Below are 16884 nucleotides of genomic sequence, written 5' to 3'. Positions count from 1 at the left end.
TTTTGGCCTGTTATTCAAAAAATATTCATATAGATATATATCTTATTGATAAATATAAACTTAAATATAGCCAAGATATGGTTTGTTACAAAAACGATTGGAGAATAGCACAAAAAATTTTGCTGCTGTAGGGTTTTAAGATGGAATTGTCTCAATAAAGGGACATTTTAGTTATCTGAATACACACAAGGGGATGTGTATTCAATTCCCTCATCAAGCTTGGGCAGAAGCTAAAGATGAGAATCAATATCAATGACAACGCTGTCATTATAGGTTTATCTGTAAGTACTGTCTAGTTCTTTTAAGAGAATTTTTTATGACAAAGGCTTATAAAATCTACAATTAGCGAGTTAGCTATCACTATCTTTTGCACAAATTTAAATACCCCATTACGGGACTTGTTGATTTTATAATGATTGTATCTTGAATCAGTAAAATTTATTGCTTTTATTCGTAAGAAGTAAGAAGTAAGAAGTAAGAAGTAAGAAGTAAGAAGTAAGAAGTAAGAAGTAAGAAGTGTTGTCGCTTCGAGCTGAATGTCCAGAGATATTCAATCAGTTGACCAAATAATCAAGACAAGGCCAGCTATCACGCCAGCCTTGCATTTTACTATTTTTAGTAGATGCACTCGGGTTACGGGCACCAAAATACGGTCAAATTAATATCAGGGTGATTTAATACAGCGCGCAGTGGTACTTCATACTCTGAGCCGGGTTGTTTTGCCGCTTCATACACCGCCTTTTTTTCATCACCAGAGATCAATAAAACAGCCGCCTTAGAGTTAGCTATTCCCGCCAAAGACAAACTCATGCGCTCGGTGATCTCACCTGTCACTTCGCTTTGATGAGCATTAATTGCGCAAACAGTGTTTGTGGTCGTTAACGCGTGCTCTAGGCCCTTTGCATTTGGAAATAAACTGGCGGTATGACCATCAGGTCCCATTCCCAAAATAGTAACATCGAACGGTTTTTTCAACGCTGCATAAGCAGACTCACATAGATCAGCGCCCTCTTCTGCTGACACTGCCGCATTCTTCATTGTTACAAATCGAGCATTTGCCGCTTTGTCTTGCAGTAATGTCGACTTGATAAATGCTTCGTTAGACTTTTCGTGTTCCGGTTCGACCCAACGTTCATCAACCATAGCAACCGTAATTTTGTCCCAGCCTAGTTCAACACCAGAAAGGTAACGATACGCTGGAGCCGGTGATGAACCACCAGATACTAACAGCACAGCTTCACCATCTTGTGCAATCCCTTGGCTAAGCCCTGATTGGAGTAGCTCAGCAAGCGCTGCTGTCATCTCGTCTTTGGAGCTGAAATTTCTTTCTGTTAACTGTGCCATTACGCTTGCTCTCCCGCGTTGAACCAAACATGTTTGTTTTCTTCTAGCAGTTCATCGGCGTCTTCAGGACCCCAAGAGCCAGCACGATAAAGTGACGGAGCCCCTTTACTCTGCCAACGCTCAATGATTGGATCAACCCACTGCCACGCTTGGCGCACTTCGTCACGGTGAATAAATAAAGCAGGGTTATTTGCAGCGGCGTCTAGCATTAAGCGCTTATATGCGTCTGAATGATAGCCATTGTTATACTTTTCACTCAATGAGATATTTAGCGTCACTGGCTCTAGTTGCATTTCAAGGTTATCTAGACGCTTAGACATTAGCGTTAACTGAATACTTTCTTCAGGTTGTAATCTTATTACCAGACGGTTTGGCTGAATTGGACCCGCCGCATCACCATAAACATTGTGAGAAACAGGCTTGTACTCAACCACAATTTCAGCACAACGCTTTTTCATACGCTTCCCTGTTCTTAAATAGAAAGGCACGCCAGACCAACGCCAGTTATCAATGTGAGCACGAATAGCAACAAATGTTTCTGTTTTACTCGACCCTTCACCCAACTCTTCTAGGTAGCCGGGTACCAGCTTACCTTCAAGGTCGCCTGGCACATATTGGCCACGCACAACATTATTATCTACATCCGCGTCAATTAGCGGTCTAAGCGCTTCTAATACTTTAAGCTTTTCAGTGCGAATACTGTTGGCATTAAGTTTATGTGGTGACTCCATCGCAACCAAGCAAAGTAGTTGCAATAAGTGATTTTGTACCATATCACGAAGTGCACCCGCTTTGTCGTAGAAGCCAGCTCTGCTTTCAAGACCGACTGTTTCAGAGATACTGATCTGAATATTATCTATGGCTTTAGCATCCCATAAATTCTCGAACAGTGCGTTTGAGAATCTAAGTGCCATCAGGTTTTGAACCGTTTCTTTACCTAGATAATGATCGATACGGAATACTTGCTCTTCCGAGAAGAACTCACCGATTTTGGCATTAATTTCTTCTGCAGATTTACCGCAATAACCAATAGGCTTTTCAACAACTACACGTGATTGCTCAGTGATCAGCCCTTTAATTGACAATAGCTCACAACAACGGCCATAAACCGCTGGAGGAAGTGACAAGTAGAATACACGAGATTTATCTTCCCCATCAGCCAACATATTCTTTAGCGTATCCCAATGTTCGTCTTCTTCAGTAACGTTGACTACCACAGGCACTAAAAACTGTTCAAATGCGGACCAATCTTTCTTGTTGTATTCGCCTTTGCCAAGGTGAGTTTGTAATGCGATATGTGCCGTTTCGATAAATTCTTGTTGTTTGTTTTGTTCACGAACGGTCGGTAAGATGCGAGTGCCTTCAGGTAAGTTACCTTCTTGATATGCACGATACAAGGCAGGTAGGAGTTTGCGAAGTGCTAAATCGCCTCCCCCACCAAAAATTACGATGTCAAAAGGATTAAGCATAATTCACTCTCATTAGGTTAGGCGTGCACTACAAGCACGCAGTGTTTATTCGATTTGGAGCCACTCCAAAGCCTACCAAACTCATTGTGTAACGGGTGATAATTTCGATTGCAATGCACTAGTAATATCAATTCGACTTAATACCTGCTCAATTTGAGGGATTAAGTAAGTTGGTATAAATGAGTCTTAGAAACCTGTATTTCCTCTCACAAAAATACAGGTTCTAAGTACTCCAGCGCTACCCGTTCAAAGGTATTCTGTTTACTTCCAGTTCCACTCGAAGTATTAATTTGTTCTCTTTTGCTTGTAATAAGCGATTAGACCCGCCGTTGAGCTATCATGCGGGTTAGTAACGCCTTCTTGTGTTAGCTCGGCTTCAATATTTGAAGCCAGTCCTTTACCAAGCTCAACACCCCACTGGTCAAATGAACACACATCCAAAATAATGCCTTGGCAGAAAATTTTGTGTTCATACAAGGCAATTAGTCGGCCCACAGCTTTTGCATCTACCTTATCTAAGATAAATGAAGAGGTTGGACGGTTACCTTGGTGTATTTTATGCGGGATCAACTTGTCGATTTCCGCATCCGACTTACCTTTAGCCGTTAAATCTTCACGTACCTGCTGTGCATCTACACCCGTCATCATTGCTTCCGTTTGCGCGAAGAAGTTAGACAGTAAAATATCGTGATGCTGGCCTACTTTGTTTTGCGGTTCAATCGAAGCGATGAAATCGGCCGGTACAATCACATTACCTTGGTGTAAACACTGATAAAAAGCGTGCTGGCCATTTATCCCTGTCATGCCCCAAATAATTGGCACAGTCGTATAGTTTACCTGCTCTCCTGCAAAGGTAACATGCTTACCATTACTTTCCATTTCACCTTGTTGTAAATACGCAGGCAGCATATGAAGCGCCTGATCATAAGGCAAAATCGCTTGTGCTTGATACCCTAAGAAGCTGGTATTCCATACACTAAGTAACGCCATCAACAGTGGAATATTGTCTTCGTTGTTTGCCGTTTTAAAGTGCTCATCAATTTCAAACGCACCTTCAAGTACTTCGACAAACTTATCGAAGCCTAAATAAAGTGCGATTGGTAATCCTATCGCGCTCCAAAGCGAGAAACGACCGCCAACCCAGTCCCACATCGTAAACACGTTGTCATCGCTAATACCAAACGCTCTGGTCTTCTCAAGGTTGGTGCTCACCGCAACAAAATGCTTGGCGATTGCCGCTCTATCATTTGCAGCATTCAAAAACCACTCAACGGCAGTCTTTGCATTGGTCATAGTTTCAGAGGTTGTGAAGGTTTTTGATGACACAACAAACAGGGTTGTTTCTGCGTCCAAACCTTTTAGTACTGAAGCAATCTGTACACCGTCAACATTCGAAACATAATGCACGTTTAGCGTGTCATCTGCATACGCAGCAAGCGCATCAGTTACCATTTGCGGGCCTAAGTTAGATCCGCCAACGCCAATCGCAACCACATCTTTTACAGCTTTGCCTGTATACCCTTGCCACTCACCTGAACGAACTCGGTTACTAAATGCTTGTAGTTTTTCTAATTCTGCATTGACTTGTTCAGTAACGTTTACACCATCCACATAAATAGGTGTATTAGCTCGGTTACGCAGTGCTGTATGTAAAACCGCTCGGTCTTCGGTGATATTTATTTTTTCACCGGAAAACATCTTTTCTCGCCAAAGCGCGATATCGCTCTCTTTTGCGAGCTGCATCATTTCAGAGAATGTTTGGTCGTCAATGCGTTGCTTGGAAAAGTCGAACAACACACCTGGGATTTGACGAGAGAACTTTTCAAACCTTTGTGCATCGTTTGCAAACATCGTTTTTAAATGCTGTTGCTCTACTCGCTGCGCAGAACCACTGAGCTTTTGCCAACTATCCAAATCTACACGACCACCCATTACATATTCCCCTAAGACGTAAGTGATTGTTAGTTACCTTACTTTTCAGGTAGTAACAACAAAGAAACATTATTAAACAAGCACATTATGCCAAAATGACAACGCTGTCAAATCGCTTCTTTTCAATTTTACATTGCGAATAATAACCTAAAATAAAATTTTTGACACCGGTATCATTCATTTATTTCTGCGAATTGTAGTGCTAAATTCTGTACTTATTAGATAGACTAAGAAAAACAGATGATCCTTTTATTAAGCCGATGGTCGCCTTAGCGGCTAAATATCTCAGAAATTGGGCGCTAGCTTCTGCATACATAAAGCGCTACTATTCCTCTGTGCTTAATAATGATCGATACAGACCTGTAAATAGAAGAACAACTACATGAAAGTCACTATTAATGATGTTGCCAAGCTAGCTGGCGTATCTATGAAAACCGTATCGCGGGTAATCAATAAAGAACCTTCGGTTAGAAAAAAAACCTACGATCAAGTAATGCAGGCTGTAAAAGAGCTTAATTATCAGCCTAATATCGCTGCGAGAAACTTAGCTGGTACTTCTTCATTTGCAATTGGCTTGGTCTACGACAATCCCAATGCGTATTATGTCATTGATATGCAAAACGGGGTGTTATCTCGCTGTAGAGATGAAGGATATGAGCTCGTCATCCACCCCTGTGAATCCAATTCGGAAAATATGGCCGAAGAATTCGTCACTATGATCAAACGCTCACGTCTTGCAGGTTTGGTCTTGACTCCTCCTCTATCCGAGCAACAATCCATTATTGATATGCTAGATGAGCTGGGCATACATTACGTGCGTCTACTTTCTGGTCGAGCGCAAGAAGCGAAAAATAGCGCAAATAACTGTATCTTTGTTGACGACTACGCTGCAGCCTATGAAATTACTGAGCATCTGATCCAACTTGGACATAAAAAAATTGCGTTTGTACTTGGGGATGAAGAACACAAATCAACGACGGAACGGTTAGCCGGATATCGCGATGCCCTAAAAGCACACGATATAAAACAAGACGATACACTGCTCTATCACGGTACTTACTCATTTGAATCAGGGGTAAAAGGCGCTAAAGCGCTGCTGGCCAATGGTAATCCAAACCAAATCACTGCGATTTTAGGTGGTAACGATGAGGTAGCCGCTGGAGCTTTATTTGCTGCGCGGCTGATGAACATAGAGATCCCGGGTCAATTGTCTATCAGTGGCTTTGAGGACTCTCCATTCTCCCGCCAAACTTGGCCAAAGCTTACGACTGCACATCAGGCTAACAACATTATTTCTGAACATGCTGCGCGTTTATTGTTTTCTAAAACACGGGGACATCGAAAAAATGATAAAGAAGTCTCACATGTGTTCACACCGAGTATGGTGGTTCGTGAAAGCACGGGTAGGATCACACAATAGCTATTTATTTAGTCGGCTCTTGAGCCGACTAACATCAAAAATTCTCACTATTTCGCCAACAGTTCTTCACTCTTACTCGACCATGCATTGATCAGCGCCTTGACCAGAGATGCAAGTGGAATCGCAAAGAATACGCCCCAAAATCCCCATAAACCACCAAAAAATAACACTGCAACAATGATATAAACAGGGTTGAGATCCACTGCTTCTGAAAACAATAACGGCACTAAAACATTACCATCTAATGCTTGAATAATGCCGTACGCGATGAGAATGGTCCAAAATTCTGGCGCTAGACCAAATTGAAACAAAGCAACTGCGGCAACGGGTAAGGTAACGAGTGCAGCACCAATAAATGGGATAAGTACAGAGAGCCCAACCAACGTTCCCAGTAGTGCGGCATAACGTAAATCCAAAATGGAAAAGGTCACAAAGCTCACTACTCCAACGATGACAATCTCAAAAACTTTACCACGAATATAATTCATGATTTGTTGGTCCATCTCATGCCACACTTGTGAAATGAGCTTTCTGTCCTTGGGTATAATTTTTGACACTCCAGATGTAAGCTCTGACTTGTCTTTCAACATGAAAAAAGCAAGCAGCGGCACTAAGACTAAATAAATCATCCAAGCGACAACGTCTTTTAATGAAGTTAATGAGGCTGACACAATGACTTCGCCAAGCTCTAACAGTTTGCTTTCCACAGAACTCACAATTGCCTGTACCTGAGTTGTAGAGATCAACGTCGGATAGTATTCAGGTAAATGTAAAAGGAAGTCCTTACCCTCTTCGACCATGGTTGGACTTTCTTGGAGCAAGTTACTTAACTGTTGCCACAAAACGGGAACGATACCAAATACCAGCCCCAAAGCGACCCCCACAAATACCGCCATTACCACTACTGCTGATAACATCCTACTGCCAGTCACTCGGGTAAGCTTGTTCACTGGCCATTCTAGTAAATAAGCTATGACAATTGCGACCAGTACCGGCATGACATAACTGCCAAAAAAGTACAGCAATGCAACCGTAGCAACTAGCATCAGCAATAGAGTAACGGAATGTGGATCTGAAAACTTTTTGATATACCACGCTTTTACTAACTCAAACATCCATGATCTCCAAACACACTTCACCGCTTTCAATTTCAATAATTTGGTAACTCACCGAGTTACCATCCAAATATTTTTTTATGTCTAACAAGCTTTGATCCTGACTCATCAGCAACTTTAGTTTGCCTAGAGTATAGTCATGGCGCTTTAACCGCCACTTAAACTGAACAAATAATGCGGGACAGGTAAATTCTCGCAAATCATGCACAAATTTTGTTGTCTTGTCTCCACACAAATCACTCAATGCGGTAGCCCTCAAGGCGTTGATGGTTTATTCTTAATAGCATACTCTACTTCTTGGGAATCTTAATGCCAGGCGTTAATAATAAGGCCCGATTGCCAGCCAATCCAACACTAAAAGAAATAAATTGGTACAAAAAGCAAATTAATTGGGGTGAACTTCCGCCTTTTTATCACCTTGTCGCCTCAGCGGTAAGTGAATGTGAAGGTCTGCTCCATCACGGCTTTGATAATGCGGTAAAGCGTTTACTAGATAAGCGAAACTGGAATATAGAACTGTTAGGTGGTTATGAAGATGACAGTGGCATAATTCACTGTGACAATAAACCTCAAATAGCATTACATCAAGCATTTACTGATAGAGGCTTTGAGCTTTGGGCTTACCCAATAGCCAAAGGCACCAAGATTGATGCCTATGTTAAAGATAATCGTTTTTTAGAATTCCGAGTGTGGGATCCGCACACGATGAAAAACTTACTGCGCATCAACCAGCTCCATAAATTCATTGCGTTTTACTTTGAACGTGGTGATATAGCCGACAAAGCTTTAATACTTCATGCGCACAAAGTGCTACATATGACAGTGACGTTTTTGCAAAAAGAATTGAACATCACAGGTGTTGATGGGGTCTCAATAAAAGATTTTTACCAACTTTGCGAAAAAGATGCTCGAGCATGCAATGATGAAGTCGACTTAGCTAGGATCATGCTCGGAGAAGACCTTAAAAGGGATTAAAATGCGGTTAAAACCCCTATTAAATTCAATCGTTTTAACATTTGTGCTCGCTGCATCAAGCAGCGCTATTGCACAAACAGAGCTGAAATTACCAGATTTAGGCACTTCAGCTCTCCAAGTACTACCTATTGAAAAAGAGCAAGCGATCGGCGAAGTCATGATGATGCAGCTACGCTCGCGCTCCCCTGTAGTTGGCGATCCGGTACTTGAAGAGTACTTAACTAGCCTGGGCAATCGCCTCGTCGCCAATGCTAATGACGTACGCTTTCCATTTACCTTTTTTTGGATAAATAATAAAGATATTAATGCCTTCGCTTTTTACGGGGGCCATGTTGGTGTACATACGGGACTCATTGCGCAATCCGATAACGAGAGTCAATTAGCATCCGTTATTGGCCACGAAATTGCGCACGTTACCCAACGTCATTTAGCACGCCGCGTACAAAACGCAAAAGACAACAGCGCCTTGACCATAGCGGGGCTTATTACTGGTATTTTGGCAACCGTTGTTGCCCCAGATGCGGGTATCGCCATTTTATCCGCAAGCCAAACGCAATCATCGTTGAACCAACTAACGCATAGCCGAAAAGCGGAGCAAGAAGCCGACCGATTTGGTATGAATACATTACATAAAGCAGGCTTTGACCCCTATGCGGCCAGTGAATTTTTAACTAAGCTCTCGGATCAAATTCGCTTTAAAAATAAACCACCCGCATTTTTGCTTACACACCCGTTACCCGACAGTCGAGTATCGGACGTTAGACTTAGAGCACAACAATTCGAGAAAAAGCATTACCCCTCAAGCCTTTCCTACGCGTTGGCTAAAAGCCGTGTGCTTGCTCGATACTATTATTCCGAAGATGCTGGGGAAGCCTTTTTTAGAAACTCTTTAAAGCGCTCAGCAGAGCTCGACAAGCGCGCCCTACAATACGGATTAGCAATTACGTTACTCGATCAAAAAAAGTACGAAGAAGCTGGCAAACTATTGGATGAGTTGTTAGAAAAAGATCCAAATAACCTGTTTTATCTTGATGTATATACCGATTATTTAATTGCGACAGAGCACTCTGGCAAAGCCGTTGAGATGCTTCAAGCTCAACATCAACTTAGGCCCAATAACCAAGTTATCACGCTGAATTATGCTAATGCCGCCATAAAAGCAAAACAGTATGAAGTTGCTGAGCAATTGCTTAAGATCTTTTTGCTTGAGAAACCGGATCATATTCTCGCCCGCGATTTACTCACACAAACCTACGAAGCCCAAGAAAACAAGGCTGCGTATCATGAGTCAAAAGCAGGGGTTTACGCACAATATGGCGCATTTACTAAAGCCGCGGATGAAGTCCAGCGAGCACTCAATCATGTCGAAGATAACGAAGATATCAAACGTACCAGATTAAAAGCGCTACTTAGCCAATACCGTAATATGCAAAAAGAAATCGCTAAGCTGTAGGCTTAGCGATTGCTTACAGCAATAGTAAAAACGTATTTAAGCCAATTTTCTTGCACATCGCTTTTCGTCATCTCTACATTAAGCTATGATCCGTTTACATTACGACTTAGAGCAAAATAGAGCGAAATCATGTCAGTAGAAATCTATCACAACCCGCGCTGTTCAAAATCACGTGAAACCCTAGCTTTACTAGAGTCCAATGGCGTTAATCCTACCGTTATTGAATACCTAAAGACGCCAATCGATAGTGACACTTTGGCTAATTTACTTTCTAAACTTGGATTTAGTTCTGCTCACCAGCTCGTCCGCAGCAAAGAGACGCTCTACAAAGAGCTTGGACTATCGAAAGACTCGAACGAAGCGACACTGCGCACAGCCATGCTTGAAAACCCTAAACTGATTGAACGTCCTATCGTTGTCAAAGGTGACAAGGCAGCAATTGGCAGGCCTCCAGAGTCAGTGCTTGATATCCTGTAATGAGTAAAATTCTTATTTTATACCACTCAAGTCATGGCTCTGTGGCGAATATGGCGCACGAATTTGCAGACACCATAGTGTCACAAGGTGGTGAAGCTGTAGTACGCGTATTTGAGAAACGTCAAGACCATGATGTAGTCATAACAAAGCAAGACTTAATATCCTGTGACGGTTTGGCGTTTGGCACTCCAACACGCTTTGGTATGATGGCGGCTCAAGCGAAAGCGTTTTGGGAAACCACCAGCGATCTGTGGCTTAAAGGCGCGCTCATCGATAAACCAGCCTGCGTATTTTCTTCTTCAAGCAGTATGCACGGTGGCAACGAGGCTACTCTACTCAACCTCTCCTTACCGTTATTACACCACGGCATGATGTTGTTAGGTATCCCCTATGATGTTCCAGAGCTTTTGGCAACCGAAATGGGCGGAACGCCTTACGGTGCAACACATGTTGCGGGCAGCCAAAACAATACTTCTCTCACTCAAACAGAAATCAAAATTTGTCGTGCAGCAGCGAGTCGACTGCTACGCGTCGCGGAAAAGTTAACATGAATGAAATTGCAAAAAAGCCCATCACTAGACGCTTTCAACTCTGTGCGCTAGTCGGGTATTTTGGTCTCCTGATCCTAATGCCACTATGGCTCTTTGTGCTTGCACCAAGAGAAGGTTACAGCTTGGGCTTTGTCTTTGTGGTGTACGTTTTACCTTTATTACTCCCGCTTAAAGGTATTTTACAGGATAAGCCATACACTTATGCGTGGGCAAACTTTGTCGTGATGTTTTATTTTATCCACGGCTTTACCCTGTTGTGGACATCTCCTGACGAGCTAGTGTTAGTCCTGCTTGAGATTGGCTTTGCAACCTCCATGTTTATTGGTTGCACTTACTACGCAAGACACAGAGGCCAAGAGTTAGGATTGAAGATCCGCAAGTTAAAAGAAGACCTTGCTGACGAAAAGGCTGCTCACGAACATAAAGAGTCATAATCTCGCTTGCGTAACTCCATTAAAAAAGCGCAGTCTTCAATGAAGTAACTGCGCTTTTTCGTATTCATCCTTTGGTATTATTCGATATGGTAAGCTACTGCAACGAGAGTACGGCTATCAACACCAATACTGAAAACAATACCTGCACACCAATACTAAGCCATGCTAACGCATTTACCCCGATGAGTGACCAAGGTGTTGAGCTGCTTGGATAGAGGGGATTACTGCGTTTTCGTCTCGCAAAAACAAAAATTGCGATAGAAGCAGCCGTAGTGACAAGTGTTGCAATGGTTTTTTCATCAACCTCATCAGTAAAAAATAAAAATAACTGAAGTGGTAGCAAAATAGCAGCAAAGGCATAAAGAATATGGACGGTTTTTATTTTTTGATACTTTGCCTCGTTAGAAAGCTCGATAATCCCGTGCTGTTCAAATGTTTGCTTAGAAGTAAGCGCCTGATTTTTCATAGCCACACGGTAAGGGGTGTCGCCATGAATATCCGCAAGCGTCGGGTCATCACCATGTTCAAAAATCATTTCGATCATAGCAGCCGAGTTCGATGCCGCCGCATAATGCATTAAGTTCCTGCCCGATTCGTCCAACTCATTTACTTTATGGTGCGGCAACATGGTTTCAACTGCACTCACAAAACCATTTTCAACCGCTAACATAATGGCAGAGCGCCCGTTGCTATCTCTTGCGGTTCCTTTCGCGCCCTGCGTTACCAGTGTAATAATCGCTGATTGCTTCACCTGTTGCTGGGTTAGCTGGAACAATAGCGCTTGTTCCAAAAGACCCGTCACTTCATCTTTGTCACACATGGCGCAAAGCAGCTCAAAGGTCTGCTGTCCATCCAGCAAACTATCCGTTGCTAGTTTAGCAGTAGCGGCTCGGTCAAGCAGACAAGTATCAATATGAGTCAATAGTACCGTCTGTGTTGCCTCCGAGCTGTTGCACCACAGAGCAACAATTTCTTTCGCGCTAAACTTAAGTCCTTTCTCCAATAGCCATATCAGCGTTTTTTCATAATGTTTGTCACAGAGCAGCTCTACAAACGATAAACTTTGCTCTTGTACCTGAGCTTGAATGTTAGAGTACTGACCAAGACGCTGAATAAGAGTTTTTATTAGCTCATCCTGATCAGTATCATTTTCCTCAATGTGTTGAATTACGCTATTAACGTATTGACGCTGTTTATCGTCATAGTCATCAATATGCTGAAAATAACAGGCTTCGAACGGCTCTAGCGGTCGTAGCCAAGCGAGGTAAAATAAAGGAGGTAGAACAGTGGTCGTTACGCCCTGCTCATCTTTCATTTGTTGGCAATTCGGCCATGCCTCTATGGCATCTAGAATGTAAGCACCGTTTTGTTCGATTAACCCCTTTAACAGCATGGGATACTGGGCAGGCCAAATTAACACTTGTTCCATGAATGCGCTATTATCCTCAGAATGTAAATATATGCAGCATAATTATCGCGAAATGACTAGGTGGTGAATAATATCAACAGTCGCGCTAAAATGCTCACCTATTTCAGGACAAATTTAAAAAATAGGGCTTTTTTGAGGAGCTAGAATGGGCAATCAATTAGAAACATGGCAAGTGATCTTGATCATTGCTGGTGTGTTAGGGGTGATTTGGAGCAATATTGCGTTGTTAAAATATTCCGCCAAATTTGAAATGAAAAAGAAAATAGACGAGCAAACGGCGCCTTTTGACAAAGATAAGGTAACATCCAAAAACAACACGCCTCAAAATAATCCAAAAAAGGATGAAGATTGAAGCATGTTGCGACGTTAGACGTGCTGACTAATCATTCATCCACATTTGAAATTTAATCGCACATCATAAGGCTTACCGAGCGCACCATCGGCTATTCCTCCACCTATGGTCATTGCAGCCCCTGCATCATCGACACTATTTCGACCAAAAATCCACATTGCCATACCAGCAGCCTCAACGGCGTTAGCTACGCCTTTTTGCGTGATATAAGTACTCTCAGGCGTATCACTGTTATAAATGATATCTAGATTCACAACATACGCGACCATATCAGCTTGTTTGCAATAGTGTCTGGCCTGCTTTAATGCCTCTTTACTACCCGCATCACGGCTGTCGGAAAATAACATAATATTATGCACACCATCAGACGATGGACGCACATCATCATGATGAGCACACCCGGATAACCAAACCGCTAAACCAACACTTAATAGAATTCTTTTCATCACACTCTCCTATTCATTAAGTGCAAGCTTAAGGGTTATTTCGGTTTAGTTCCGTTAGTCATTGTTTAAATTTGTAATAAGCGACACAATTGACCAATCACTGCGGTCACTTAACTTCCACGTCTACCCAAACTAAACGGTGATCGGAGCTGGCATGACGACTTTCCACTAAACGGAATAATTCATCTTCTTTGCTTGGCCAGAAAACCCCGCTGCTAATCACTCGAAAACCGAACTTGGATGGCAATACGTAATCTACACGAGCCCCCCAATGTGCGGTATAACTGCGACTCTCACTTTCCTTGCTATGTTCACTTCCCCCTCTGCTTTTTGGCGTAAAGTTCGAGCATACTTTAGGGTTATCTAATAATTGTTCTATCACGCCTGGTCTATGCTTATCGCCTTTATCAGCAGCGTTTAAATCACCGACGATGATAAATCGTGTATCATTTTTAAGGCCACCTTTAACACCATTGTCATCATAAATGTACTGGCTACGTTTAGGGTCGATATAATCAGCCATTAAGCGGATCTCATCGTGATTTCTGTTGCCATTCCTATCCTCTTCACCATCAAAGACAGGGGGAGTTGGGTGCATAGCCAACAGGTGAAACAATTTACCATTCACTTCAATTGGCAGATCCCAGTGAGATTTTGAGCTTAGCCTCAAGCTTTGCCACTCTTGCTCACTATACCAAGGCTGTCTCGTCGTCGGATCTATTGTCACCATATGGTTTGGCATATCTTTCCAAAGAAATGCCTGCAAAGTTCGGGCCTGCTCTTTTTTAATCGGGTACTTTGACAGCACAACCATCCCATATTGCCCCTCATATAGCCCAAACCCTTGGGCATCACCGCCATAGTTAGATTGCTTACCGTCATTATCTAAATCATACGGTGTTGGTAATCCAGTATTGACTGGCGCAATATAAAAATAAGGGTACGATATCGGCTGCTGATCCGCTTGAGGTTGTGCTAGATAGTTATTTACAAATGCCTGTACACCTTTATTTGGTTCAGCGATGTAATCAAATTCATTGAGCAGCATCACATCTGGACGAACACGCTGAATGATTTCTGCAATATTCTTGATTTGTTGATGTTGACCATTTTGTAGCAACTTACTGAGCTTTTGAGAGTCCAGTGCTTGCCCTTTTTGTTGATAGTTCGTTGCTTCCATACTGACATTAAAGGTAGCAACACGAAGTGTTTGTGCACTTACGACCGTTGTCATTAATAAAAAAAGTAGACCTACGTATTTCATAGATTTGCCTTAAAAAATTGTGATAAATCCCGCGATGACTATTTTATTCATAATCCTTTGAAAAACGGAAATTATCTCGACAGACTCAAACGATTTAATGTTGGCAAGTTAGCAAAGAGCGGTTAAAGTTAAATGATTAACTGCCTTGTACTGCCAATGTGAAATTTGTGAGTATTTTAAAACGATTACACCTCATCACCACAAACCAAGACACCACATTTGAAGAAAAAGTGACGGCGCTGCTGACTCTTGGCCTCGATGTATTTGAGCTTGATATTGCAATCGTCAGTGAAATCCAAGCTGATGTATACACTGTAAGGCATGTGATCACTCCAGATAATTCTTTGTTGGTAGGTACGGATTTTGAACTGGCAAACACCTATTGCTGGCACACTTTACAAGCTGACAGCGCACTGTCATTTCATCACGCTGGTACCAGCGAAATTGCCACTCATCCTTGCTACGCAAACTTTGGCCTAGAGAGCTACATTGGTGCGCCAATTATTGTTGATGGTAAACGCTATGGTACCGTCAACTTTTCCGCATCCAGTGCCAAAGCTCAGGCGTTCAGTCAAGAACACTTAGATTACGTGAGTTTATTAGGTCAATGGATTGGTGTTGAAATTTCTCGGCAAAAGGCGTTAAAAAAGATACAACACCGCTCACAAGCATTAGCAGCGATGAGTCGTCTTGCTGATATTGGCTCATGGGAAGTCGACTTTAAAAAGAACAAAGTGTATTGGAGCCAACAAACGCGACTCATTCATGGCGTTGATGATAACTTTACACCAACACTCAACAATGCCATCAGCTTCTACAAACCCGGCATTCACCAAGGAAACATTAAACAAGCCATAGATGACGCCATCACCTCCAAAACCAAATGGGACATAGAATCCATTATTATTGATGCCAACGGCAACGAAAAGTGGGTCGCCTCTCACGGTCAAGGTGAATATGAAAATGGCGAATGCGTTCGGGTTTTTGGTGCAATTCAAGACATTGATGAACAAGTCAAAATGCGTATTGCATTAGAGCAAAAGCGCGAAGAAGCGGAGCAACTTCTTAAGACTCGAAGTGAATTTATCGCCAAAATCAGCCATGAATTAAGAACCCCGCTGAATGGCTTAGTCGGCATGCTGCAAGCGTGCCGAAAAGAAACCGACATAAAAGAAATCAAGAGTAACCTGAGCGTCGCAGTCAACAGTGCAGATATGTTGATCACATTGATAAACGACGTATTAGACTTCAGTAAGTTAAATAGTAACAACCTGAAGCTAGACAATACCGCGTTTGATCTTCATCAGTTAGTCGAACAAGTTGTTGGCCTGTACAGTCCAGCCTGTCGCGAAAAAGGGCTTGCAATCAACTTCCATATTCATAAACAAGGCACAAATTGGCTCTATTCAGATCCGACACGAGTTAAACAAATTATTGCAAACCTCGTGAGTAACGCCATCAAATTTACACCAACGGGTAGTATCGATATTTATGCCGACGTGCTGGGAAGTGAAACTTCACCGGTTCTACAATTAAGTGTCTCAGACACAGGCATAGGGATTGCTAAGACCAATCAAGTACATCTTTTTCAGCCATTTAGCCAAGGCGATGCCAGTGTAAGTCGGCATTTTGGTGGTACTGGTCTTGGCCTTTCAATCGTATTTGAGCTTTGTAATTTGTTACAAGGCGAAGTACAGGTAGAAAGTGAGTTGGGTAAAGGAAGTACCTTTATCGTTACCTTTCCAATAGAGTTTGCAGACAAGGCCAACGACGTACAAGAGCAAAAGACTGAAGAGCAGCATATTTCCTTATCAGAATGTAAAATCCTGCTTGTAGATGATAATCAAATCAACGTACTGGTGATGGAAAAGTTACTGAATCAGTTTGGTGCAACTCACATCGACAAAGTTTATAACGGCGAGCAAGCCGTAAAATCATGCCAAGACAAAACCTTTGATATTGTGTTTATGGATTGCGTCATGCCGATTATGGATGGCTTTGAAGCCACTCGCAGTATTCGTCGGCTTGCAAAAGATAAACGCCAAGGACCACATATTATTGCGTTGACCGCCAATACTTCAGAGTCCGACAAGGCAGCCTGTTATGAAGCCGGCATGAATAATTTTCTGTCTAAGCCTATTCAGCTTGACGCACTAAGAGGCGCGCTTGAGCCCTTCACGCAATAAAAAAGGAGCTTGGCCTAGCTCCTTTCTTGTTATGACG

The 16884-nt window shown here is 42.4% G+C and carries 15 protein-coding genes; 8 read left to right on the top strand and 7 right to left on the bottom strand.

Going from position 1 to position 16884, the window contains the following annotated elements; translation table 11 throughout:
- Positions 1-633: 633 nt before the first annotated feature.
- The 3 genes from pgl to pgi all read right to left on the bottom strand — a co-directional run bounded on the left by pgl (position 634) and on the right by pgi (position 4745).
- Positions 634-1344, bottom strand: a complete 711-nt coding sequence (gene pgl / locus GSF04_RS11865; protein WP_211859624.1) for a 6-phosphogluconolactonase — start codon at positions 1342-1344, stop codon at positions 634-636.
- The gene (zwf, locus tag GSF04_RS11860; protein ID WP_211859623.1) at positions 1344-2813 is read right to left on the bottom strand and encodes a glucose-6-phosphate dehydrogenase; all 1470 of its coding nucleotides are present in this window, start codon (positions 2811-2813) and stop codon (positions 1344-1346) included. Before zwf ends, pgl begins: the two co-directional genes overlap by 1 nt.
- A gap of 285 nt (positions 2814-3098) precedes the next feature.
- Positions 3099-4745, bottom strand: coding sequence for a glucose-6-phosphate isomerase (pgi, locus tag GSF04_RS11855; protein ID WP_211859622.1), 1647 nt, complete (start codon positions 4743-4745; stop codon positions 3099-3101).
- A gap of 382 nt (positions 4746-5127) precedes the next feature.
- Between pgi and GSF04_RS11850 the strand changes: the two genes are divergently transcribed.
- Positions 5128-6165, top strand: a complete 1038-nt coding sequence (locus GSF04_RS11850) for a LacI family DNA-binding transcriptional regulator (protein WP_211859621.1) — start codon at positions 5128-5130, stop codon at positions 6163-6165.
- A 47-nt stretch (positions 6166-6212) separates the two neighbouring features.
- On the opposite strand, the gene GSF04_RS11845 is transcribed toward GSF04_RS11850, so the two are convergent.
- Entirely contained in the window at positions 6213-7280 is a 1068-nt protein-coding gene (locus tag GSF04_RS11845; protein ID WP_045989076.1) for an AI-2E family transporter, read from the bottom strand.
- Positions 7281-7589: 309 nt separating this feature from the next.
- Here GSF04_RS11845 and GSF04_RS11835 point away from each other — a divergent pair, with 309 nt between their 5' ends.
- From GSF04_RS11835 to GSF04_RS11815, 5 genes are all read left to right on the top strand, one after another.
- A complete protein-coding gene (locus GSF04_RS11835) occupies positions 7590-8255 on the top strand; it encodes a hypothetical protein (RefSeq protein WP_045989077.1) in 666 nt (221 codons plus the stop codon).
- Between the two features lies 1 nt (position 8256).
- Complete coding sequence (locus GSF04_RS11830) at positions 8257-9708, top strand: M48 family metalloprotease (RefSeq protein WP_211859620.1); 1452 nt, start codon at positions 8257-8259, stop codon at positions 9706-9708.
- Between the two features lie 129 nt (positions 9709-9837).
- Positions 9838-10185, top strand: a complete 348-nt coding sequence (gene arsC, locus GSF04_RS11825) for an arsenate reductase (glutaredoxin) (RefSeq protein WP_211859619.1) — start codon at positions 9838-9840, stop codon at positions 10183-10185.
- Entirely contained in the window at positions 10185-10736 is a 552-nt protein-coding gene (wrbA, locus tag GSF04_RS11820) for an NAD(P)H:quinone oxidoreductase (RefSeq protein WP_211859618.1), read from the top strand. The genes arsC and wrbA overlap by 1 nt, the downstream gene beginning before the upstream one ends.
- Positions 10733-11170 carry a DUF2069 domain-containing protein gene (locus GSF04_RS11815; RefSeq protein ID WP_010375505.1) on the top strand — a complete coding sequence of 146 codons (438 nt, stop codon included), beginning with the start codon at positions 10733-10735 and terminating at the stop codon, positions 11168-11170. Before wrbA ends, GSF04_RS11815 begins: the two co-directional genes overlap by 4 nt.
- A gap of 94 nt (positions 11171-11264) precedes the next feature.
- On the opposite strand, the gene GSF04_RS11810 is transcribed toward GSF04_RS11815, so the two are convergent.
- A complete protein-coding gene (locus GSF04_RS11810) occupies positions 11265-12599 on the bottom strand; it encodes an ankyrin repeat domain-containing protein (RefSeq protein ID WP_211859617.1) in 1335 nt (444 codons plus the stop codon).
- 145 nt (positions 12600-12744) lie between these two features.
- Between GSF04_RS11810 and GSF04_RS11805 the strand changes: the two genes are divergently transcribed.
- A complete protein-coding gene (locus GSF04_RS11805) occupies positions 12745-12951 on the top strand; it encodes a DUF2897 family protein (RefSeq protein ID WP_069019746.1) in 207 nt (68 codons plus the stop codon).
- Between the two features lie 35 nt (positions 12952-12986).
- Here the strand turns inward: GSF04_RS11805 and GSF04_RS11800 are convergent, their stop codons facing one another.
- Together GSF04_RS11800 and GSF04_RS11795 are read right to left on the bottom strand one after the other, a co-directional pair.
- Positions 12987-13397 carry a hypothetical protein gene (locus tag GSF04_RS11800; RefSeq protein ID WP_017218873.1) on the bottom strand — a complete coding sequence of 137 codons (411 nt, stop codon included), beginning with the start codon at positions 13395-13397 and terminating at the stop codon, positions 12987-12989.
- Positions 13398-13503: 106 nt separating this feature from the next.
- The gene (locus GSF04_RS11795; protein ID WP_211859616.1) at positions 13504-14661 is read right to left on the bottom strand and encodes an endonuclease/exonuclease/phosphatase family protein; all 1158 of its coding nucleotides are present in this window, start codon (positions 14659-14661) and stop codon (positions 13504-13506) included.
- Positions 14662-14828: 167 nt separating this feature from the next.
- Here GSF04_RS11795 and GSF04_RS11790 point away from each other — a divergent pair, with 167 nt between their 5' ends.
- Positions 14829-16847 (top strand): ATP-binding protein, encoded by a 2019-nt coding sequence (locus GSF04_RS11790; RefSeq protein WP_211859615.1) that lies wholly within the window; start codon positions 14829-14831, stop codon positions 16845-16847.
- Positions 16848-16884 lie beyond the last annotated feature (37 nt).

The organism is Pseudoalteromonas sp. A22, assembly GCF_018141345.1.
Lineage (GTDB): Bacteria > Pseudomonadota > Gammaproteobacteria > Enterobacterales > Alteromonadaceae > Pseudoalteromonas > Pseudoalteromonas maricaloris.
This window is presented reverse-complemented; position numbering and strand designations above follow the sequence as displayed.